The organism is Jatrophihabitans lederbergiae (assembly GCF_031845305.1).
Classification (GTDB): domain Bacteria; phylum Actinomycetota; class Actinomycetes; order Mycobacteriales; family Jatrophihabitantaceae; genus Jatrophihabitans_A; species Jatrophihabitans_A lederbergiae.
Map to the genome: position 1 here is coordinate 201,341 of NZ_JAVREH010000004.1, position 21,574 is coordinate 222,914.

Below are 21,574 nucleotides of genomic sequence, written 5' to 3' on the forward strand. Positions count from 1 at the left end.
GGCTGCTGTCGATGGCTGTGCTGTTCGCCCTGTTCGCGGCCGCCGCGTACGGGGTCAGTGACTTCCTGGGCGGACTGGCGTCGCGCCGGGCCGCCGCGGTGACCGTGCTGCTGGTGAGCTATCCGGTCGGCGCGCTGTTGATGGCCGGCGCGCTGCCGTTCTACGGCGGACCCGTCACGGCGTCCACGCTGTGGTGGAGCATCGCCGGGGGCGGTGCCGGTCTGGCCGGCGTGGCCCTGCTCTACAGCGCGCTGGCGCAGGCGCCGATGAACATCATATCGCCGGTCACGGCGGTGATGTCGGCGGTGGTCCCGGTACTGGGCGGCGTGGTTCAAGGCGAGCGGCCGCACCTGCTGGCCTGGCTCGGTATCGCGCTTGGGCTCGTCGCCGTGGTGCTCATCTCGCGGCAGCCGGAGGACCATCCGCACGGGCCGGTCGGTTGGCGTCCGCTGATGATGGCCGTGCTCGCCGGAGTCGGCTTCGGGGCGTACTTCATCTGCCTTGCCCAGTCGGACACCGATTCCGGCATCTGGCCGGTCGTCATCTCGCGCGGGGTGTCGGCGGTGCTGCTGGTTCCCATCGCCTTCGCCGGTTCCAAGTTCGTCCGGATGTCCTCGGGCGCGCTCGGGCTCGCCGCGGTGGCCGGGGTGCTGGACGCCGGTGCCAACGTCGCGTTCCTGCTCGCGAGCCGGCACGGCCTGCTGTCGCTCTCGGGGGTGATCACCGCGCTGTATCCGGCCGGAACGGTGCTGCTGGCGGTGCTGATCCTGAAGGAGCACACCGGACGGGTGCAGCGAGCCGGTCTCGGTCTGGCCACCGCCGCGGTCGTCCTGCTCACCCGCTGACCAGCGTCGGCAATGGTCGTACGATCGCTTGGACCGCTCCCGACGGGAAGGTCGTCATCTCGCGATCGGTCACCAGCTGTGGCAGAGCAGCTCGCAGAGGGACGGAGAGCCATGCTGATCTACTCGATGAGCGTCTCGGTGGACGGCTTCATCGCCGACCGCACGGGCGGGTTCGGGTGGACGGTCCCTAGCGAGGAGCAGTTTCGTTTCCACCTTGCGCAGACACGCGAACTCGGCGTCCATCTGTGCGGTCGCAAGCTTTACGAGACCATGCTGCCGTGGGAGACGGATCCGTCGTTCCGCGACAACGAGCTCGGGGCCGCGTTCGCCGATGTCTGGTGCGCTATCCCGAAGGTCGTCTTCAGCCGCACGCTCGAGAGCGTCCAGGGCAACGCCCGGCTCGCCGAGGCGTCGGTGGCCGAGGAGGCCGCTGCGGCTCTCGACGCGACCGACAAGGACGTCGCGATCGGTGGCGCCGGCCTGGCCGCGGCAGCGATCAAGCTCGGCCTCGTCGACGAGCTGCACATGTTCCGGAACCCGATCGTCGTCGGCGGCGGCACGCCCTTCCTGCCGCCGGTCACCGAAGTCGTTCAGCTGAACCTGGTCGAGACCAGGACGTTCAGCTCACGCGTGGTCTACGAGCGCTACAGTCGCGCCCGCGAGAGTTCGGACTGACACCCCCGTCCGAGTCCTCAACGCTGCAGATCACGCGGCAGAATTGTCGTCCTCGTTAGACAAGGCGAAACGCTGAGGCATGGTGGCGATGGTGAAGTCACGCATCTGGACGTCCGGTAGCTCGTCCCAGGTCACCGGCGCCGACACCGGCCCGTGCGGGAAGCCGCGCACCTAATACGAGGCAGCGATCGTCCTGTCCATGGCGTTCTGGTTGGCGTAGGTGGCCTTCAAGCTCAGAAACGTTCCGCCCCCCACCTGGACGCACCGCTCATTCACTCGTCGATGTATCCAATCGGATACGCTGAGGTAGGGATTGGGGGTGATTGACGATGACGGGTGGCCATCTGTTGGAGCGCGCCCGCCGCGCGGCCGGGTTGAGTCAAGAAGACCTGGCGCGGCGCGCGCACACCTCGCGTACCGCTGTATCGGCGTACGAGAACGGCCACAAGTCGCCCTCGCTGTCCACTGCCGAACGCCTTCTGGCCGAGGCTGGCTACGAGCTGGACGCCCGGCCGCGCGTCACCTTTCACTGGGTCGCCGGTGCGCGCGACCATCGCTACGAGGTTCCCGACCGGCTCCCACAATTGCTTCCGGACCAGGCGTTGGCCACCGTGCAGCTCCCGCTGCGGCTCAATTGGTCCGACAAGGAACGGGAGTACCGCATGGCCGACCGCACCGACCGAGCCCGGGTCTACGAGGCGGTCCTACGCGAGGGCACCGCCGACGACGTTCTCACCTACGTCGACGGCACGTTGCTCGTCGATCTCTGGCCGGAGTTGGTCCTTCCCCGCGACCTACGCGCGGCATGGTCGGCGGTCATCAACCGCGCCCTGGCAAACTAGTGAGCGATGCCGACCAACCCACCTCGCTGACGAGCTTCCAGTTGGAGGCAGCGGCAGTGTTCTTTCAGCTGCCCGCATCCCAAGGATTCCTTCTTGCCGGTGGCGCAGCGCTGGCAGCACAGCACCTCACGACTCGACCAACGCAAGATCTTGACTTCTTCACCAGCCCAGGTCGCGGCGAGGTTCCAGCCGCCCGCGACGAGTTCATCGCCGCCGCGCGCACCCGCGGCTGGAAACTACAAATAATTAGGGACGAGCTCACCTTCTGCCGCATACAGATCACTGGTGCCGACGAGCTGCTGATCGACATCGCTCTAGACGCGACACCAGGACACCCGCCAGTCACCAGCATCGCCGGACCCACGCTCGACCCGAGTGAACTGGCCGGACGCAAAGTGATCGCATTGTTCGATCGCGCAGCGGCTCGAGACTTCGTAGACGTGTTCGTCCTCAGCAGTTCGTTCGGCAAGGACGAACTCCTCAGACTAGCAGCGGAGGTTGACGCGGGCTTCGACCTGCAGGTGCTCGCTGACATGTTCGACATGTTGGTCCGATACACCGATCGCGATCTATCCCTCGGCACTGTCGACCCGTCAGCAGTCCGCAAATTCTTCGCTGACTGGGCCGATCAAATCCGAACCGGCCCGGCGCCGTAAGAGGACTTGCCACGACTGCCGGGCGTAGCCGTTGCATTCGCCGACCGCGAGGTCGCAGCACCCAAGCCACCCCTGAGCGGACACGGCGTTGCCGAATCCCCATCACACAGTGAACGTCTGACTCAACTGCGTCTCGGCCGCGAAGGTAGTGCTCCCCCTTCCGTGATGCAGAGCCTGCGCGGACGCGCAAGATCCGTCGATATCGGGTGAAGCCTCGGGAATGCCATCACCGTCCAGATTGATCACTATGTTCGATGGGTCAGTGACTTTGAGCCAGGTCTAAGCGCCGCAGGCTGCCGGGAACAGCGCTACACCAGCCTGCGGCGACGTGATCATGTCGCCGTTTGGATTTAATCGAACGGCGGTGGCACGGCGATGCGAATGCCTGCGAATCCTATCTGCGGGTCCCATGGGCATTCGGAGCAGCAGGTTGGACGACGCCCGACCTCTCGGTAAAGTGTCCAAATTTATGGACATCACTTGTCCAAATATTCTGGACATGTATAGGGTGGCGGTATGGCTGGTGTGGCAGAGATGTTGCGGTCGACCCTCGGTGAGAACCGGTTCGCGGTGCTGAGTGCGGTGGCGGGTCAGGTCGAGCCGGTGTCGGGGCGGGCGATCGCGGGTGAGTTGAAGGTGTCGCCGACTACCGCGTCGGACCATCTGTCGTTGCTTGAGGCTGCTGGGCTGGTGCGGTCGAGCACGGTGGGTCGGGCGAAGTTGTGGGGGCTCGACATGGACTGCGACCTGGTTCGGGCGTGGTTGCGGGAGGCGGGCGGCGAGGTGGCGAGTCCCGCGTCGTCCGGTGGCGCGGGTGTGACGTTCGAGCGGAAGGTCGTGGCCGATTACTTGGGGCGGCTGCTTGCTGGTGATACGGCTGCGGGGCTGGGGTCGAGCCGGGTGGTCGTGTCGGTCGCGTTGCAGCAGGCTCCTGAATTCACCGTGGATGACGTGGTGGTCAGGGCGGCGCTTGAGGGTGAGGCGGAGCCGTCGCTGGTGTTGGCGTTGGCAGCCCGCCGGACCCCGCTCCTTCAGACGAGCAACGTGAAGTCGCAGAAGTTGTTCAAGGGCTTGGTGCAGCAGCTAATGCTCGCGGAGCCAGATGGGCCGGAGTTGCGGCTTGGTTTGGCGGTGTCGGGTGCGCAGGAGCACACGGAGCAGTTGAAGGTGCTCGTCGGGGCCGCCGCGGGCCAGTCGGGGGCGACCGGATTCTTCACGCTGGTGCGCACGGCGGGGAAGTTCAACACCGAGGTGCAGGGTCGTCTCAAGCAGATCGAGGGCCTGGTTGAGAAGGCGCTTGTTGATCTTGGCCAGCAGAATCCGCCGACGGACGTGGTTGAGCAGTGGACGTGGGAGTTGTTGAGGCGGCTGGTGGTGTTGTCGCCGCGGATGGAGGGTCCGGACGATTCGGATTGGGCGGCGTTGCCGCGTGTGCTGCGGCCGTTCTCGACGCAGGGGACGCTGTATGGCGGGACGCTGCTCCGGGATCGGTTGCTGACGCTGGCGGACGAGTGGGCGCCGGTGGCTGCGTTGGTGGATGTGTCGATGGTTCGACGCAGGGTTCATGAGCTGCTGGATTCGGAGGCTGGCCGTCACGCGGCGGGGTGGCGAGCGCTGGAGCTGCTCGCCGAGCAGGCTCGTGACGCGGTCGGCGACGAGATCGTGTCGGTGGACCGTGTGCGTCGGGTTCGGTTGGACCGGAGCGATGTGGTCGAGGCGTTGACGACGTCGGCGGTCGGGTCGGCTGGTGTTGTGTTGCATGGCGAGTCTGGTGTTGGGAAATCGGCGGTTGCGCTGAGGCTGGTTACTGCGACCGGCAAGGACGCCGGTGAGGCGGCCGCCGAGGGCGGCGCGGACGTTCAGGCTGCTGCGGTGCAGGTGGTGTGCATGAACTTGCGGCACCTGCCGGGCACGGTCCTTGAGTTCGAGGCGCTGCTCGGGGTGCCGCTAAAGGGGTTGCTTGCGGAGATGTCAGCGCCGACGCGGCTGCTGGTCGTCGACGGGGCGGATGCGGTCGGTGAGGGTCGGCAGGAGCTGCTGACCTACGTAGTGAACGCCGCGGTCACGGCGGACGTGCATGTGGTGGCGGTGACGGCGAGCGATGTGAAGCAGCTGGTCGTCGACACGCTGACTGGTTCGGTCGGCCAGGGTGTGGTCGAGGTGGCAGTTCCGCCGTTGACCGACGCGCAGGTCGACGTGGTGGTGGCTGAGTTGAGCGAGTTGGAGGCGATGGCGGCGAACCCGTCGTCGCGAGAGCTGCTGCGTCGCCCGGTGCTGGTTGATTTGCTGGTGCGCGGCGGGGTCGAGGGTGTGCCGGTCAGCGACTTCGACGCGATGGAGCAGGTGTGGGCCGGGCTGGTGCGTCGGCGTGAGGCGAGCGACCGGGGGACGCCGGGCGCGCGGAACCTTGTGATGTTGCAGCTTGCTCGTCAGGTGCTTGATGGTCGTGACCAGCTCGACGCTGCGGTGACGCTGGATCCGGATGCGGTTGAGGGGTTGCGGAAGGACGGGCTGCTGCGCACCCCGCAGGACAACCCGTACCGGCCGGCTCCGGAGTTCGCGCATGACGAGCTGCGCAGGTATGCGGTGGCGCGCCTGCTGCTTGCCGAGGATGTGATCAAGAGGCTTGTGGATGCGGGGGTGCCTCGGTGGGCGTTGGGGGCGGCGCGGTTGGCGTGCCAGGCCATGCTCGTCGCGGGCGACACCCCGGGGAATCCGGCGGCGGGGCGGTTCATGCGGTGGCAGGGCCGGTTCAACGAGCTGGTCGGTGCTGGGCATGGGGAGCGTTGGGCGGATGTGCCGGGGGAGGCACTGCTGACGCTCGGTGATCCGCGGGCGGTGTTGCGGGACGCGTGGCCGCAGCTGCGGGCAGACGACGGGGCGGGGGTGCAGCGACTGGTTCGGCTGGTGGATCAGCGGCTGCGGGATGAGAGCAAGTTCGTGCGGGTGGCTCCGGTCGAGCCGCTCATTGAGTCGCTGCTGGAGGACGAGACGCCATGGGCGTCCAGCAAGCCTGAGCGGACGCTGCTCATGGATTGGCTGCGGTCGCTCGCGACATCGCAGACTCCGTCTGGCTATGCGTTGCGCGAGCAGTTGCGTGGCTTGCTCGTGGACTTCTGCGCGGTGGCCGACGAGCGGCTCCGTGTCGCCGATGAGGAGCGTGAGGCGGAGCGGGCGGCAAGGGCAGCCGCGATGACGGACGAGGAGCGGGCGGAGCGGGAGGCCCGCTTCAAGAAGTTGCCGCGTTCACTGTTCCAGGAGATCGGGTACCCGCGCGGCCGTCCGCGTCGGGAACGGCCGGCGATTTCGCGGGAGATCACCGACGAGACGGTGGTGGAGTTGTTCGCGCTGCTCGGCGCTGATCTTGGTGCCGACGGAGAGGCGTTGTTGCGGCGGGTTGCGGAGGCCGCGCCGGAGGACTTGAAGCCTGCGATGGAAGGCGTCACCTGCGGTCATGCGCTCGGCCGATACCGCCAGGGGTTCCTCACCGAGATGGTGCTCGCGTACTACCTCGATGAGGAGCAGGACGGTCAGGGCGGCCACATCAACGACGAGGGGGTGCGTGACCACAACTTCTGGGGCATCGGGGTTCCGCACGCCGCGTCGTGGCGAGGACCGTTCATGGCGCTGTTCGAGAACGATCCAGTTGGCGGCATAGCAGCCCTGAACCGGATCTTGAACCATGCGGCGTTGGTGCGCGCCCGGACGATGGCCAGCGGCTACGGCTACTACGGGCCGGTGGAAGACTCTGATCTTGACCAGTTCCGCACCGAGCTGACCATCACGGGCGTCCCTCACGCGTACGTCGGTGACGGCAACGTGTGGAACTGGTATCGAGGGACCGGCGTGGGGCCGTATCCGTGCATGAGCGCGCTGCAGGCGCTGGAGCGGGTCTGCGACCACATCATCGGGCTAGGGATGCCGTTGGAACGGCTCGTGTCGATGCTGCTCGACGGGTGCGACAACGTCGCGATGGTCGCGCTGGTCGTCGGGCTGCTCGTGCGGCACCTGGACAAAGCGGGGAAGCTGCTGGACCGATTCCTTGCCGAGCCGGACGTGTGGCATTTCGAGTTCAACCGGATCACGCACGACCACGGCTTCTTCCGGGCATCGTCAGACGGAATTGTTCACGCGGAACGGCAGCAGTGGTCGCTGCGGGAAGCGGCGATGTCCCTGGTGCTCGCCGCTGGGCCGGAACGAGCCGAGGAGCTTCGCAGTGTCGGGCGGCAACTGGTCGACCGGTTCCGTCAACGAATCGAGCAGCTCGGTGACGCCGTACCGGCGCAGGCCGCCAACATGGAGCTGAACACGGTCCGCGGGTGGGCGAGCGGTCTCGACCGGGCCACCTACTCGACGACGGAGACGGACGAGGGCTGGGTGATCGAGAGCAACCCGCCGGCGGAGGTGACCGCTGTCCTGTCCGAGGGGCTGGGATGGGTCCGGCGCAGCCAGGAAGCGATGCGGTTGACCCTTCGCTATCACGTGAACCGGGAGGACCGCACCGCGGAACCGGTCACAACCGAAGCGTTGGTCGCTGACCTGGACGCGGCGGCCGCGCTGATGGACGACCCGCAAGGGTTGGACGAGATGGACGTGGACGGAGTTGCTGCGGTTGCTTTGGTGGCGTTAGAGGAGCACCTCGGTCACGGGCTGCCGTTGCCCGACGCGAGCGTGAAGATTGCCGCCGACATCGTGCTGGGGATCGGTGAGAACGATCCGCCGCTTCGAGATCACGACATCGAGGAGTCCTACTTCTCTCAGGGGGCAGACCGCAGCGCGGCCCGCGCCCTGCCGCTCCTGCTGACTCCGGCGGCTGACCACGTGCGCCGCGTCGTCGACGGGGCTGATGGCACGGCCGCCTACACGCGAATCGAGGCCGCGCTCGCCGCGTTGGCTGCCTCGAACGTCATCCAGACCAGGCTGTTCATCGCTCGCGGCCTCGACCACGTGTGGGCGGCACCGTGCACGAACGACGCCGCCTGTGTCCATCAGACCGCGTTGAGGATCGCGACCGACATGATGCGGGAGTGCGTCTTCGGGCCTTGGAGCATGGAGCGGCAGGAACACTCCATCGAGGTGCTTGCCGACCCTGTCGTTGACACTCTGCCGGCCGTTGCTGGCGAGGACATCTACGTGTCGCGGCTCGACCCGGCGATCCGCGCGCTCGGCCAAGCTGCCGCCACCGACACGTGCGTAGCTGCGGAAGCCAGCGCGCTGCTTGGCGTCCTGATCGACGCGCAGCGTCGTGCACTGCTCGCGCAGGACCGTGACACCGACCTGCGAGGCACTCACGCGCTCGCCTCAGCGCGTGCCCTGCTCACGGTCAACGACGACGCCGCCATCTTGGCTCACGTTGACGCCTACGTGGACAATCCCGCCGGTCTTCACCACACGCTCAGTGCGATCTCCGCCGCTGCCGAGGAAGGCCCTCGCCGCGCCGACACCGCCCATCGGATCTGGCCGACCATCGTCGAACACGTTCTCGACGCGCACGACTCGGGACACACACCGTTTCACCGCGACGACCGTGACTGGACGATGGCTGCGCTGCTGCCCGCGTTTGCCGGGGAAGGCAGCTACCTTCACGCGGAGCACGCCGGGAAGCCCATCGCCTGGTGGGACCCCGCCGCTGCGCACACCACGGTCGAGCGGTGGCTGGGTGTTGCAGCCGGTAAGCCGAAGTGCGTCGACAGGCTCGTCCGGTTCATCGCCTCGTCGCTGCCCGCAGACGAGCAGGTTCGCGTCGGGCTCCCATGGGTTTGGAGAGCAGTGCTCGCTGACCCGGCGGCAGTTGCCAACCGCTGCTATACTGTCGCGCCATGGCTGATCGAGATCAGAACAGCGGCCCAAGCGGCTGGAGCCTTAAATAGCTGGCAGCGGACAGTTGATGCCCTCGTCGTGGCAGGAGACAGCCGCCTGGCCCCGTACTCGGAGTAGCCAGACCGGAGCTGGCTCGTATGAAAGTATTGCGGCGCTCTCACGCTGCCTCTTACCGATCTATTCGAGACGGCGTGCCGCCGGGGCTTCGTCGATGAGGAAGACGGGTTCGGAAGCACGCCGCATCCGGCCAGCAGGGGTCTGCTGCACGCAACGGTGTCACGTCACTTGGGCTGGGGCACCCGCACGTGGCAGCTGCTATAGATGTTGAATGTCATGTGCCTCAGGCCCGCTATCGCGAGCATATTGATCGCGCAATCGCCGCCGACTCGAGTACCGAGCCCGCGCATAGTCGGCGATCTGCACGGGTCAATCGAGCTGCTGCGGCTCGACGCCGCTTGCCGTCGATTCGCCAGTCCAGTTCGCCTTGTTCTTGCGCGACGGTTGAACCCTTGGTGGTTCGCCTTCCATCTTCGGGAAGTTCGGCGGGTACGGGGCATCGCCCAGGCCGTGATCGTGCTCGTCGCGATCCGCCCATTCCAGCAGCCGATCGATGTCGAAATGGACGTCGTCGATCCCCGTGCCCACATCACCCAACCGGGCGAACCGCTCCGGCATGGTCGCAATGGTGAAGTCGCGCATCTCGACGTCGGGCAACTCATCCCAGGTCACCGGCGCGGACACCGGCCCGTGCGGGAAGCCGCGCACCGAGTACGCCGCCGCTATCGTCCGGTCCTTGGCATTCTGGTTGTAGTCCAGGAAGATCTGCTCACCACGCTCCTCCTTCCACCAGGCGGTCGTGACCTGGTCGGGAGCCCGGCGCTCCACTTCCCGGGCGAACGCCAGCGCGGCCCGGCGCACCTCGCGGAACCCGTAGTTCGGTGCGATCCGGACGTAGATGTGGATGCCCTTGCTGCCCGATGTCTTCGGCCAGCCGACGAACCCGAGCTCGGCCAGCACCTCGTTCACCACCAGCGCCACCCGCTTGGCCTCGGCGAAGCCGGTGCCGGGCTGGGGGTCGAGGTCGATCCGCAGCTCGTCCGGCTTCTCGACGTCGGCGCGGCGGCTGTGCCACGGGTGGAACTCGACCGTCGACATCTGCACCGCCCAGGCGACCGCGGCCACCTCGGTCACGCACAGCTCGTCGGCGGTGCGCCCGGACGGAAAGCTGACCTCCGCTGTCTGCACCCAGTCGGGCGCCCCCTTGGGCAGCCGCTTCTGATAGATCTTCTCGCCGCCGACGCCCTCGGGGTAGCGGTGCAGCATGCAGGGCCGCTGGTACAGCGCCCGGACGATGCCTTCGCCCACGGACAGGTAGTAGTGAACCAGGTCGAGCTTCGTCTCGCCCCGCTCGGGAAAATAAACCCGGTCCGGATTGCTGACCCGCACAGTCCGGTCGCCTATCTGAACCTCGGTGAACGGCGATGCCATCCCCGCACCGTACTGGCAGTGGGCAGTTCTCGGGACACTGGTTCCGGAGCACCATCGCGGCCGAGCGGCTCAGCGCTCCCCGACGCGGACCAGCCGGCCCGCGCGAGCCGGCGGCACTCGCGCTGCGCACCCGGTTGCGGGCTCTGATGTTCACGGACTAACGGCAGCGACGCCGAACAAGGCATGCTGTGCTAGTGGATACCGAACCGCGCGAGCCCCAACGGCAGCCACCTTCCACGGGGCAGCACATCGTCTATCTCGATCCGAACCTGGATCGAGCGGTGAGTCCGTACTCCCCCGAGGGCGAGATCCGGATGATGGGCGACTTTGCCGCGGGTCTCAGCCGCCGCGGTGCGGTGTCCCGGCCGATGGCCATCATCCTGGTCGTTCTCATTCTCGCGCCGATCGCTCTCAGCGTGCTGGTGATGCTCACCAGCTGGTGAGACGCGCGACCGCCACCACTGGGTAATGGCGCTCGGTAATGTCGAGGGTATGACCACCGATCAGACCGCTCCCAGAGTCACAAGAACTGACGACGAGTGGCGCGCGCAACTGTCCGCCGCCGAGTACGCCGTGCTCCGCAAGGCAGGCACCGAGCGCCCCTACACCGGCGAGTACACCGACAATCACCGGACCGGGATCTATTCGTGCCGAGCGTGCGGCGCGGAGCTGTTTCGTTCCGACCAGAAATTCGACTCGCACTGCGGCTGGCCCAGCTTCTTCTCACCGCTCGCGGGCGAGGCGATCATCGAACGGGTGGACAGCAGCGGGGGAATGCGCCGGGTCGAGGTGGTGTGCGCCAACTGCCACAGCCACCTGGGCCACGTGTTCGAGGGTGAGGGCTACGCCACGCCGACGGACCTGCGCTACTGCATCAACTCGATCAGCATGAGCTTCGCGGCTGACGAATAAGCGACCGGTGCCGCCGGCGTGATCGAAGCCGGCTACGGCAGTACGACCCGTACGGCCGTACCGCTTTAAGGCAGTGACTCCACCAGCTCGGACATCGTGCGCTTGGTGCCGGTGTAGAACGGCACCTCTTCGCGCACGTGCCGGCGGGTCTCCGATCCGCGCAGGTGGCGCATCAGGTCCACGATGCGGTGCAGCTCATCCGCCTCGAACGCCAGGATCCACTCGAAGTCGTTCAGCGCGAACGAGGCGACGGTGTTCGCCCTGACGTCCGGGAAGTCACGCGCCATCTTGCCGTGCTCGGCGAGCAGCGACCGGCGCTCGGTGTCCTGCAGCAGGTACCACTCGTAGGACCGGACGAACGGGTAGACGCACACGAACTTGCGGCTCTGCTCCTCGGCGAGGAACGCCGGGATGTGACTCTTGTTGAACTCCGCCGGCCGGTGCAGCGCCATCACCGACCAGACCGGCGTCAGGTGGCTGCCGAGCTTCGTGCGCCGGAACCGGCTGTACGCGCTCTGCACCTGCTCAGCGGTTTCGGCGTGCCACCAGATCATCAGGTCGGCGTCGGCGCGCAGGGCCGCCACGTCGTACGCACCCCGCACGGTGATGTCGGCGGCCGCGAACTCGGCGAACAGCGCGTCCACCTCGCTGGCGAGCGCGGCCCGGTCGGCAGCGCCGATCGGGGTACTGACCGAGAACACCGACCAGGCGGTGTAGCGGATGACATCGTTGAGCTCGCGAGCCTGCTTACCGTCGACCATTAATCCATTGTCCCGATGGAGGAAGCGCGGCCAGCACCCGGTCCGCGGCAATGTGAGCTGAGGCGATGCAGGCAGGGATGCCGACCCCGTCATAAGTCGCGCCGCACACCGCGAGACCGGGCACCTCGGCCACTGCCGCACGCACCCGCTCGATTCGGGCCAGATGACCCGGCGGGTACTGCGGCAGGCCGCCGCCCCAGCGCTGGACGTGGGTGTCGACCGGCGTCGCCGCCAGCCCGGTGATGCTTTCAAGCTCCGCCCGGACGATGGACACCAGCTCGTCGTCGGCGCGCTGCAGCACCCATTCCTCGCCGATCCGGCCCAGCGACGCGCGCATCAGGAACACGCCGGACTCCGCACCGACACCCGGCCACTTCTGGGACGAGAACGTCATGGCCTTGACGCGCAGCCCCTCCACGACAGGAATCAGCAGGCCGCTGCCCGCCGGTAGGGCGCTGGTCGGCAGGCCGCGAAACGCCAGCGTCACGATGGCCATGCTCGCGCTCTCGACGGTCGCGAGCTCCGCGCCGGCCACTGGTGCCAGGTCGGTGAGCAGCATGCTGGCCTTGCTGGCCGGGGTCGCCAGCACGACGGCGTCCGCGGTGAGCAGTTCGGTGACCGGCACAGCCCCCAGACTGAGCTCGAAGCCGTCCGGCGTGCGCCGGATTCGCCGGACAGCGGTGGACCTGCGGATGCTGAATATCGCCCCGGCAGCGAGTTGCTCCGGCAGCCGTGTCAGCCCACCTGCCACGCTGGCGAACACCGGCTTCGGCAGGCTGGCGGGACCGGAACCACCCGAACCTGAGCCAGCAGCAGCCGGCGGCGGCAGGCTCGCGGCCGCGGCCCGCAGCAGCGACCCACCGTCGGTCCGCAACCGCGCGGCGAGCCCCGGAATGGCCGCGTCGAGCGAGATGGCGTCCGCTCGTCCGGCGTACACCCCACCGAGCAGCGGATCGACCAGCCGGTCCACCACCTCCGCGCCGAAACGTTCACTGACCAGGTCGCCGACCGAAACATCGTCGGTAAGCGGGGGGTACGGGCCGCCGGCCGGCTCGGCCTCGATCCGTTCCAGGGTCTCGGCACTCAACACGCCGGCGGCGCGGACCGCGTCCAGGTCGGCCGGCACCCCGATCAGCGTGCGGACGGGCAACCGGGCGTTGCGGCCGCGGTTGCGCAGCAGCGCCGCCGTGGTCAGCGGCTGGATCAGCTCGGACTCCAGCCCAGCCTCGACCGCCGCCGCCACGCCCTCGGGCCGGCGAGCCAGCATCGCCTCGGCGCCCACGTCCACCCAGGCGCCGCCGACCTCGGCGCGCAGCAGCTTGCCACCGACCCTGGGCGAGGCTTCCAGCAGGACCACCTCGGCATCGGGACGTGCCCGGCTGATCCTGGTGGCGGCGCTCAGTCCGGCGATGCCGCCGCCGACCACGGCAATCCTGGGCACGAGGTTGGCTCCTGGGTAGAACTAGAGCGAGTGGATCAGGTGGACGACCCTGGTCAACGTCTCGGGGTCGGTGTCGGGAAGCACGCCGTGGCCGAGGTTGAAGATGTGGCCCGGGGCGCGGCGGCCCTCGTCCACGATCCGGCGGACGGCGGCCTCGAGAACCGGCCAGTCCGCCAGCAGCAGCGCGGGATCGAGGTTGCCCTGTACCGGGGTTCCACCGCCGATGCGCTGGGCGGCGACGTCGAGCGGGGTCCGCCAGTCGACGCCGACGACGGTGGCGCCGGCGGTGCGCATCAGGTCCAGCAGCTCACCGGTTCCCACTCCGAAGTGGATCTTGGGGACCGGATGACCGGCCAGGCCGGCGAAGACCCGCTGCGAGTGCGGCAGCACGAATTCGGTGTAGTCCGCGGCCGACAGCCCGCCGGCCCACGAGTCGAACAGCTGGACGGCGGACGCCCCGGCCTCGATCTGCACGGTCAGGAAGGTGGCGGAGATCTCGGCCAACCGGTCGAGCAGGGCGTGCCACACGTCCGGACGGGAATGCATCAGCGCCTTGGTGCGGGCGTGGTCCTTGGACGGTCCGCCCTCGATGAGGTAGCTCGCCAGGGTGAACGGGGCGCCGGCGAAGCCGATCAGCGGGGTCTCGCCCAGCTCGGACACCAGCTGGCGGACCGCGAGCTCGATGTCGGCGACGTCACCGGGGTCCAGCGGCCGGATCGTGGCGACGTCCTCAGCGGTACGGATCGGACGGGCGACCACCGGGCCGGTGCCGGGAACGATCTCGATGTCCAGCCCCACCGCCACCAGCGGCACCACGATGTCGGAGAACAGGATCGCCGCGTCGACGCCATGCCGGCGCACCGGCTGCAGGGTGATCTCGGTGACCAGATCCGGCGTCCGGCAGGCCGCGAGCATCGACGATCCGGCCCGCAGCGCTCGGTACTCCGGCAGTGAGCGCCCGGCCTGGCGCATGAACCACACCGGCGGTCGTTGCACCCGCTCACCGGCGGCGGCGCGCGCGAGTAGTGAGCGGGCGGCAGGCGGCGTACGGTCCGAAGCAGCGGCGATCTCAGTCATCGCCCACCATCGTCGCACGAGCCGGCTGCGGCGCGCCTCACGCGGGAGCACTGGGCGTCATGCGAAGTTCTGGGCGCCCACTGTAATCGGAAGGGACCCGCATCCACAATGTTGTTGCCCGACCCCGGCGCTACCGCCCCCGGCCCCCCGGCCGCCGAAGGCGGTGCCGATGCCGATGCCGTTCCGAGCAGTGCCCCGGAAGCCTTCCGTACTGCCGTGAGCACGCTGCTTGCCACCACCGTACGACCGGAGGCGCGGGTGGAGCGGCTCCGGCCGCCGCAGCGGCTGGCGCCCTGGTCGTTCGCGGTCGCCGTCGACATCGGCATGCTGGGTCCCGACTCCGCCACCGGCCGGCTGGTCGTCCTGTACGACCCGGACGGCACCGAGGCCTGGGACGGCGAGATCCGCCTGGTGGCCTACGCCCAAGCCGACCTGGCCGCGGACATGGCCGGTGATCCGCTGCTGCCGGCCGTCGGCTGGAGCTGGCTGACGGAGTCCCTCCAGCAGCGTGGCGCGCCGACCACCGCTGTCGGTGGAACTGTCACCCAGACCACGTCCACCCGGTTCGGGGACGTGCACGGTCCGTCCAGCACGACCCAACTGGAGCTGCGCGGCTCCTGGACCGCCACCTCCACCGACCTGACGCCGCATCTGCTCGCCTTCGTGGACCTGCTCAGCGTCGCCGCCGGATTGCCACCGGAAGGTGTGGCCGTTCTCGGTGAGCGCTGACAACGGCTCCGGCGGGGCTGCCCGGCCGACGAGCGGACGCACTGACGAACCGGTTCCGAACGAGACGGGGCTTGCGTCGGACGCGGGCATCCCCGAGCTGTTACGCAGTCCCCGCGACGGCACCCCCCGCCCGCTCACCACGCCGGCCGAGCTGGCCGAGGCAGCCGCCGGACTCGCCGCCGGCTCCGGGCCGGTCGCCATCGACGCCGAGCGCGCGTCCGGCTATCGCTACAGCCAGCGGGCCTATCTTGTGCAACTGCGGCGAGCCGGCTTCGGCACCGTCCTGATCGATCCCATCGAACTTCCCGACCTGAGCTCCATCGACCTGGCCCTCGCGGACGCGCAGTGGATCCTGCACGCCGCCACCCAGGACCTGCCCTGCCTGGCCGAAGTGGGCATGCGGCCCCGCACCCTCTTCGACACCGAGCTGGTGGGACGGCTGCTCGGCTCCGAGCGGGTCGCGCTGGGAACCATGGTCCAGCAGTACCTGGGTGTGGCGCTGGAGAAGGGCCACTCCGCCGCGGACTGGTCCACCCGCCCGCTGCCGTCGGACTGGCTGGACTACGCCGCACTCGACGTGGAGCTGCTCATCGAGCTCCGGGACGTACTGCTGGCGGAGCTGGAGCGGACGGGCAAGGTCGCCTGGGCGGAGCAGGAGTGCGAGGCGGTCCTCAACGCCCCGCCGGCCGCGCCTCGCAGCGACCCGTGGCGCCGGGTGTCAGGCATTCACAGCCTGCGCACCCGCCGCCAGCTCGCCATGGTCCGATCCCTGTGGCAGGCCCGGGACCGGCTCGCCAGCCAGCGTGACGTGGCTCCTGGCCGGACCCTTCCGGACGCCGCCATCGTCGCCGCCGTGAAGGCCAACCCCAAGAAGCCCGCCGAGCTTGCCGCCGTCAGCGTCTTCAACGGCCCCCGGCAGCGCAAGCTGATCGACTACTGGTTCGACGCGCTGGCCGAGGGCCGGGAGCTGCCGGAGGATCAGCTGCCTCCGCTGGCCCAGGGCAGCAACGATCCCGACGCCATGCCGACGCAGTCACGCTGGCGGGACAAGGATCCGGCGGCCGCCGTCCGGCTCGCCGCCTGCCGGACGATGATCGCCGACGTCGCCGCCGAGCATCAGGTCGTCAGCCAGAACCTGCTGGCGGGTGAAGTCATCCGCCGGTTGGCGTGGCGCTCGGTGAGCCCGCTGACCGAGGACGCGGTCCGGCACAAGCTCAGCGAACTCGGTGGCCGCCCCTGGCAGGTTGACCTGCTGGCGGCCGGTCTGACCGCCGCCCTGGCGACGCCACTTCCCACGGTCGGGGATCCAGCGGCGCCGGACCAGCCCGCTTCCTGACACCGTGCACATCGCACGAGTCGGGCTGCGCTGCGCGCCGACCTCCCGCTAGAGTCAAGTTACCCACCGGTAACCGAACGGTTGCCGGCCGGGCACCTACCTCAGGGAGACTGCTGTGACCTCACCAACCGCCGCTGCGACCGCTCACTCCGGGCCGAGCTCGCAGCGGCTCCCCCGACAGCTGCGTGACGTGGTGTTCGTCGACGGCGCGCGGACCCCGTTCGGCAAGGCCGGCAAGGGGATGTACGCCGAGACCCGTGCCGATGACCTGATCGTCGCCGTCATCCGCGACCTGCTGCGCCGCCATCCGGAGCTACCGCCCGAGCGCATCGACGAGGTCGCCATCGCCGCCGCGACCCAGATCGGTGACCAGGGCCTGACCATCGGCCGTACCGCCGCCATGCTGGCCGGCCTGCCGAAGTCCGTGCCCGGGTACGCCATCGACCGGATGTGTGCCGGCGCCATGACCGCGGTCACCAGCATCTCGGGCTCCATCGCCTTCGGCGCCTACGACGTCGCGATCGCCGGCGGCGTGGAGCACATGGGACGCCACCCGATGGGCGAGGCGGCCGACCCCAACCCGCGCTTCCTGTCCGACAAGCTGGTCGACCTCTCGGCGATGTCCATGGGCGCGACCGCCGAGAACCTGCACGACCGGTTTCCACACCTGACCCGGGAGCGCGCCGACCGCTACGCGTTGCGCAGCCAGGAGAAGGTCGCCAAGGCCTACGCCGAGGGCAAGATCCAGCCCGACCTGGTTCCGGTCGCGACGCGTTCGGAGTCCCTCGGCTGGGGCCTGGCCACCAAGGACGAGCCGCCCCGTCCGGGCACCACCTATGAGGATCTCGCCAACCTCAAGACCCCGTTCCGCCCGCACGGCCGGGTCACCGCGGGCAACGCCGCGGGCCTGAACGACGGTGCCACCGCCTGCATCCTCGCCAGCGCCGAAGCGGCCGACGAGCTGGGTCTGGACGTCAAGATGCGCCTGGTCGGGTACGGCTTCGCCGGGGTCGACCCGGCGGTCATGGGCGTCGGCCCGATCCCCTCGACCGAGCGGGCGTTGCGCTCGACCGGCCTGAGCATCGACGACATCGGGCTGTTCGAGCTGAACGAGGCCTTCGCCGTCCAGGTGCTGAGCTTCCTGGACCATTACGGCATCTCCGACGACGACCCGCGGGTCAACCCCTACGGCGGCGCGATCGCCCTGGGCCACCCGCTCGCCTCGTCCGGCGTGCGCCTGATGACCCAGCTCGCGCGCCAGTTCGCCGAGCGCCCGGAGGTCCGCTACGGCCTCACCGCCATGTGCGTCGGCTTCGGCCAGGGCGGCACCGTGATCTGGGAGAACCCCAACTTCGAGGGAGACGACACCAAGTGAGCACCACCACCGACAGTTCCGTGAGCCAAGCAACAGGGGCCGCGCCCGACCTCGCCGACGAGGTCGTCACCCGATCGCTGGTGCGCTACCTGGAGGTGCCGGGCGTTCCCGGTGAGATCGCCCTGATCACCCTGGAGAACGGGCACGACCACACCCGGCCGTCCACCTTCGGTCCCGGCGGTCTGCGGTCGCTGGCCGAGGCACTGGACGGCATCGAGGCGCACTCCCCCAAGGTCACCGCGATGGCCGTCACCGGCAAGCCGTTCATCTTCGCGGTAGGTGCTGACATCTCCGGCATCGGGCTGATCCGGGACCGGTCCCAGGCGCTGGCCATTGCGCAGTCCGGTCACCAGGTCTACCGCCGGATCAAGAACCTCGACGTCCCCACCTTCGCGTTCGTCAACGGCGCGGTGATGGGCGGCGGCCTGGAGTTGGCGCTGCACTGCGATTACCGGACGCTGTCCGCCTCCGCGGCCGCCATCGCGTTTCCCGAGTGCTTCCTCGGGCTGGTTCCCGGCTGGGGCGGCACCCAGTTGCTGCCCAACCTGATCGGTCCCGACCAGGCCGTCAAGGTGATCATCGAGAACGCCCTGAGCCAGAACAAGATGCTCAGGCCACAGCAGGCCGCCGAGTACGGCATCGCCGACACGCTGCTCGACTCGGCGGACTTCCTGGCGGAGTCGCTGCGCTGGGCAGCCGGGGTGCTCGACGGCGCGGTGCGAGTGTCCCGTCCCGAGATCGACCGCGGCGCCGGCTGGGATGCCGCCCTCACCAAGGGCCGGTCGATCGCCGACGCCAAGGTCCATGGCGCCGCGCCGGCACCGTACCGCGCCCTGGAACTACTGGAGCTGGCCAGGACCGCGCCGTTCGACGACGGCATCGCCGCCGAGGATGAGGCCCTCGCGGACCTGATCATGAGCGACGAGCTGCGCAGCGGCCTGTACTCCTTCGACCTGGTGAACAAGCGTGCCAAGCGGCCGGCCGGTGCCCCGGACAGGTCGCTGGCCCGCAAGGTCACCAAGGTCGGGGTCGTCGGCGCGGGTCTGATGGCCAGCCAGCTGGCGTTGCTGTTCGTGCGCCGGCTGGAGGTTCCGGTCGTGCTGACGGATCTGGACCAGGAGCGCCTGGACAAGGGCGTCGCCTACGTCCACAACGACCTGGACGCCCAGCTCGCCAAGGGACGGCTCTCCTCCGACACGGCGAACCGGCTCAAGGCCCTGGTCACCGGCTCGCTCACCAAGGACGCGTTCGCCGACGCCGACTTCGTGATCGAGGCCGTTTTCGAGGAGCTGTCCCTCAAGAAGACCGTGCTCGCCGAGCTGGAGCGGTACGTGTCACCCGAGGCGATCCTGGCCACCAACACCTCGTCGCTGTCGATCACCGAGATGTCGGCGGAGCTGGCGCATCCGGAGCGGGTCGTCGGCTTCCACTTCTTCAACCCGGTGGCGGTGCTGCCGCTGCTCGAGATCGTCCGGGGTGCCAAGACCGACGACGCGGCGCTGGCCACCGCCTTCGCGGTCTCCAAGGCCCTGAAGAAGTCCTCCGTGCTGGTGTCCGACGCCCCGGCCTTCGTCGTCAACCGGCTGCTCACCCGCTTTCTGGGCGAGGTGACCGCGACGGTGGACGAGGGCACCCCGATCGAGGTGGCCGACCGCGCGCTGGCCCCGCTCGGGCTGCCGATGTCACCGTTCATCCTGCTGGCGCTGGTCGGTCCCGCGGTGGCGCTGCACGTGTCGGAAACCCTGCACGAGGCCTTTCCCGACCGCTACTCCATCTCGGAGAACCTGCGGCGGCTGGTGGCCGCCAAGAAGCCGGGCATCTACACCTGGGACACCGGCACCCAGCAGATCGATCCTGAGGTGCAGGCCCTGTTCGTCACCGGCGACTCACCCTCGACCGAGGAACAGGTTCGCGACCGGGCGCTGTCGGCGCTGGCGCAGGAGATCGAGCTGATGCTCGCCGACGGCGTGGTGGCCCAGGCCCAGGACATCGACCTGTGCATGCTGCTCGGCGGCGGGTGGCCGTTCCACCTCGGCGGCATCACGCCGTACCTGGACCGCCAGGGCGTCTCGGAGAAGGTCACCGGCACGCGCTTCCTGGCACCGGGCGTGGCCAGCGTCCCGTCCGCCTAGCGGCGACCGAATCAGGGAGCCGCCGCGAGCGCCCGGATACCGATCATTCCGAGGTCCAGCTGCGATGACTGGTGCCCACCGGGCCGGTAGCCGATCACCGCGCCGTCGACGCCGACCGCCACCACCAGGTCGTTCCACCACATCGGCGTCAGCGGGGCCGGGATCGGAAAGCCGTCCGGCTCCAGGGCCGGAATGGATGGCGTGGCCGTCGGGGACGGCGACTTCGTCGGAGTGCCCGAGCCGCTTACCGACCCCGGCGTGATCACGGCTGAGGGCGACGGTGGAGCAGAGGTCTGGGGCGCGGCCCGCACCAGGGCCAGCACCTCGACCTGATCGGTGCCGAGGTTGGTCAGTTCGGCGACGACCAGCCGCCGGCGCGAGCCGACCTGGGCGTACACGGCGAAGGCGGTGCCGTCGGCGTTGAACGAGGCGGGACCGGTCACGACGATCATGCCGCGGGTCGGCTGGAACCAGCGCACACCAGCCACGGCGGTCGGCGTCGGGCTCGGGGTGGCGCTGCGGGATGAGCGCCCAGACGCCGACGCGTCATCCGTCGGCGAGTGCAACGGCGAAGCCGTACTGGTCGCGGTGGAGGTGACGTAGCTGAGCGGCATCAGCCCGAAACGGCGCCCCACCACGTCCCACACCAGCAGATCCCGGGTGTTGGCCGCCAGCGGATGCACCGGGCCCAGCGGGCGCAGCGAGCCGTCCGGGCGGATCAGCGTGGCCGCGGCCGACAGCGGCTCCAGCGCGACGCCGGCGTCGAACACCCGGTTCGCGGGCTGCCACACCACCAGCCCCACCGAGCTGTCCGTGGCCAGCCGGGTCGCCGGTGGAAGCTCCACCACGGAGCCGAGCGGACGGGCGGCGCCGTCGTAGCGGCGCGCTGAGAAGTTACGTAGCGCGGGCTGCTCGGTGGGCGTCGGACTCGGTCTCACCTGCTCCGATCCGCTGGTCCGGCCACCGGTTCCGCCGGCCGTGGTCACCGAGCTGGTGCGGCCAGGCTCGGGCAACACGTCCGGGGCGGTGATCAGGCCGGGGTCGGTGAGGGCCGTCTCGACGATCACCGCCGCGGAACCGGTCTCGGCCCGGATGGCGCCGTCGGCGTACCCGAGGTCGTGCACGGCGTGGTTGGCGTCGATGGCGTAGGCGTGCTGCCGCTCGCCCAGCACCGCAAGAACGACGCTGAGCCCGCGGCCGGAAATCACCGAGCGCGGACGCGCACCGGAAGGCAGCCCGATCCGACGGGTGCTGCCGTGCTCGCGCAGCTCGACCCGGCCGGGCCGGAGCACCAGCAGCGGCGGGATGGCCCCGGCCGCGGTGGCGGTTCCGCTCACCCCGACCGACGTTCCGCTCGGCCGGGACGAGGGTTGCGGCTCGCCGTGAGCGATGAGGACCACGGCCAGCACGAGCAGCACTGCGACCCCGAAGCCGGGATGGGCGGTCCAGTGCGGCAGCCGCGGGTGCAGTCGGGTCATCAGGTGT

Annotated in this window: 17 protein-coding genes; 11 read left to right on the forward strand and 6 right to left on the reverse strand. The window is 69.1% G+C overall.

Annotated elements, in window-relative coordinates; translation table 11 throughout:
• Positions 1 to 11 precede the first annotated feature (11 nt).
• Positions 12 to 845, forward strand: a complete 834-nt coding sequence (locus RM423_RS05020; RefSeq protein WP_311421903.1) for an EamA family transporter — start codon at positions 12 to 14, stop codon at positions 843 to 845.
• A 111-nt stretch (positions 846 to 956) separates the two neighbouring features.
• A complete protein-coding gene (locus RM423_RS05025; protein WP_311421904.1) occupies positions 957 to 1,520 on the forward strand; it encodes a dihydrofolate reductase family protein in 564 nt (187 codons plus the stop codon).
• Between the two features lie 30 nt (positions 1,521 to 1,550).
• Here the strand turns inward: RM423_RS05025 and ligD (RM423_RS05030) are convergent, their stop codons facing one another.
• Positions 1,551 to 1,691: a non-homologous end-joining DNA ligase LigD gene (ligD, locus tag RM423_RS05030; protein WP_311421905.1), complete on the reverse strand. Its 141-nt coding sequence runs from the start codon at positions 1,689 to 1,691 to the stop codon at positions 1,551 to 1,553.
• A 158-nt stretch (positions 1,692 to 1,849) separates the two neighbouring features.
• Between ligD (RM423_RS05030) and RM423_RS05035 the strand changes: the two genes are divergently transcribed.
• The 3 genes from RM423_RS05035 to RM423_RS05045 all read left to right on the forward strand — a co-directional run bounded on the left by RM423_RS05035 (position 1,850) and on the right by RM423_RS05045 (position 8,955).
• A complete protein-coding gene (locus tag RM423_RS05035) occupies positions 1,850 to 2,362 on the forward strand; it encodes a helix-turn-helix transcriptional regulator (protein WP_311421906.1) in 513 nt (170 codons plus the stop codon).
• Complete coding sequence (locus tag RM423_RS05040; RefSeq protein ID WP_311421907.1) at positions 2,362 to 3,018, forward strand: nucleotidyl transferase AbiEii/AbiGii toxin family protein; 657 nt, start codon at positions 2,362 to 2,364, stop codon at positions 3,016 to 3,018. The genes RM423_RS05035 and RM423_RS05040 overlap by 1 nt, the downstream gene beginning before the upstream one ends.
• A gap of 516 nt (positions 3,019 to 3,534) precedes the next feature.
• Entirely contained in the window at positions 3,535 to 8,955 is a 5,421-nt protein-coding gene (locus tag RM423_RS05045) for a winged helix-turn-helix domain-containing protein (RefSeq protein ID WP_311421908.1), read from the forward strand.
• 309 nt (positions 8,956 to 9,264) lie between these two features.
• Here RM423_RS05045 and ligD (RM423_RS05050) read toward each other — a convergent pair whose 3' ends face one another.
• Complete coding sequence (gene ligD, locus RM423_RS05050; RefSeq protein WP_311421909.1) at positions 9,265 to 10,326, reverse strand: non-homologous end-joining DNA ligase; 1,062 nt, start codon at positions 10,324 to 10,326, stop codon at positions 9,265 to 9,267.
• 194 nt (positions 10,327 to 10,520) lie between these two features.
• Between ligD (RM423_RS05050) and RM423_RS05055 the strand changes: the two genes are divergently transcribed.
• Positions 10,521 to 10,769 (forward strand): hypothetical protein, encoded by a 249-nt coding sequence (locus tag RM423_RS05055; RefSeq protein ID WP_311421910.1) that lies wholly within the window; start codon positions 10,521 to 10,523, stop codon positions 10,767 to 10,769.
• A 49-nt stretch (positions 10,770 to 10,818) separates the two neighbouring features.
• The gene (gene msrB / locus RM423_RS05060; protein ID WP_311421911.1) at positions 10,819 to 11,238 is read left to right on the forward strand and encodes a peptide-methionine (R)-S-oxide reductase MsrB; all 420 of its coding nucleotides are present in this window, start codon (positions 10,819 to 10,821) and stop codon (positions 11,236 to 11,238) included.
• 65 nt (positions 11,239 to 11,303) lie between these two features.
• Here the strand turns inward: msrB and hemQ are convergent, their stop codons facing one another.
• From hemQ to hemE, 3 genes are read right to left on the reverse strand one after another with little or no spacing between them, the layout of a single operon-like run.
• Complete coding sequence (gene hemQ, locus RM423_RS05065; protein WP_311421912.1) at positions 11,304 to 11,999, reverse strand: hydrogen peroxide-dependent heme synthase; 696 nt, start codon at positions 11,997 to 11,999, stop codon at positions 11,304 to 11,306.
• Positions 11,986 to 13,440 (reverse strand): protoporphyrinogen oxidase, encoded by a 1,455-nt coding sequence (gene hemG / locus RM423_RS05070; RefSeq protein ID WP_311421913.1) that lies wholly within the window; start codon positions 13,438 to 13,440, stop codon positions 11,986 to 11,988. The genes hemQ and hemG overlap by 14 nt, the downstream gene beginning before the upstream one ends.
• Positions 13,441 to 13,461: 21 nt before the next feature.
• A complete protein-coding gene (hemE, locus tag RM423_RS05075; RefSeq protein ID WP_311421914.1) occupies positions 13,462 to 14,517 on the reverse strand; it encodes a uroporphyrinogen decarboxylase in 1,056 nt (351 codons plus the stop codon).
• A gap of 108 nt (positions 14,518 to 14,625) precedes the next feature.
• Between hemE and RM423_RS05080 the strand changes: the two genes are divergently transcribed.
• The 4 genes from RM423_RS05080 to RM423_RS05095 all read left to right on the forward strand — a co-directional run bounded on the left by RM423_RS05080 (position 14,626) and on the right by RM423_RS05095 (position 20,089).
• Positions 14,626 to 15,246: a DUF3000 domain-containing protein gene (locus tag RM423_RS05080; RefSeq protein WP_311421915.1), complete on the forward strand. Its 621-nt coding sequence runs from the start codon at positions 14,626 to 14,628 to the stop codon at positions 15,244 to 15,246.
• Positions 15,236 to 16,582: an HRDC domain-containing protein gene (locus RM423_RS05085; protein ID WP_311421916.1), complete on the forward strand. Its 1,347-nt coding sequence runs from the start codon at positions 15,236 to 15,238 to the stop codon at positions 16,580 to 16,582. The genes RM423_RS05080 and RM423_RS05085 overlap by 11 nt, the downstream gene beginning before the upstream one ends.
• A gap of 115 nt (positions 16,583 to 16,697) precedes the next feature.
• Positions 16,698 to 17,957, forward strand: coding sequence for a thiolase family protein (locus tag RM423_RS05090; protein WP_311421917.1), 1,260 nt, complete (start codon positions 16,698 to 16,700; stop codon positions 17,955 to 17,957).
• A gap of 20 nt (positions 17,958 to 17,977) precedes the next feature.
• A complete protein-coding gene (locus RM423_RS05095) occupies positions 17,978 to 20,089 on the forward strand; it encodes a 3-hydroxyacyl-CoA dehydrogenase NAD-binding domain-containing protein (protein WP_311421918.1) in 2,112 nt (703 codons plus the stop codon).
• A gap of 11 nt (positions 20,090 to 20,100) precedes the next feature.
• On the opposite strand, the gene RM423_RS05100 is transcribed toward RM423_RS05095, so the two are convergent.
• Entirely contained in the window at positions 20,101 to 21,567 is a 1,467-nt protein-coding gene (locus RM423_RS05100) for a hypothetical protein (RefSeq protein ID WP_311421919.1), read from the reverse strand.
• Positions 21,568 to 21,574: the final 7 nt, after the last annotated feature.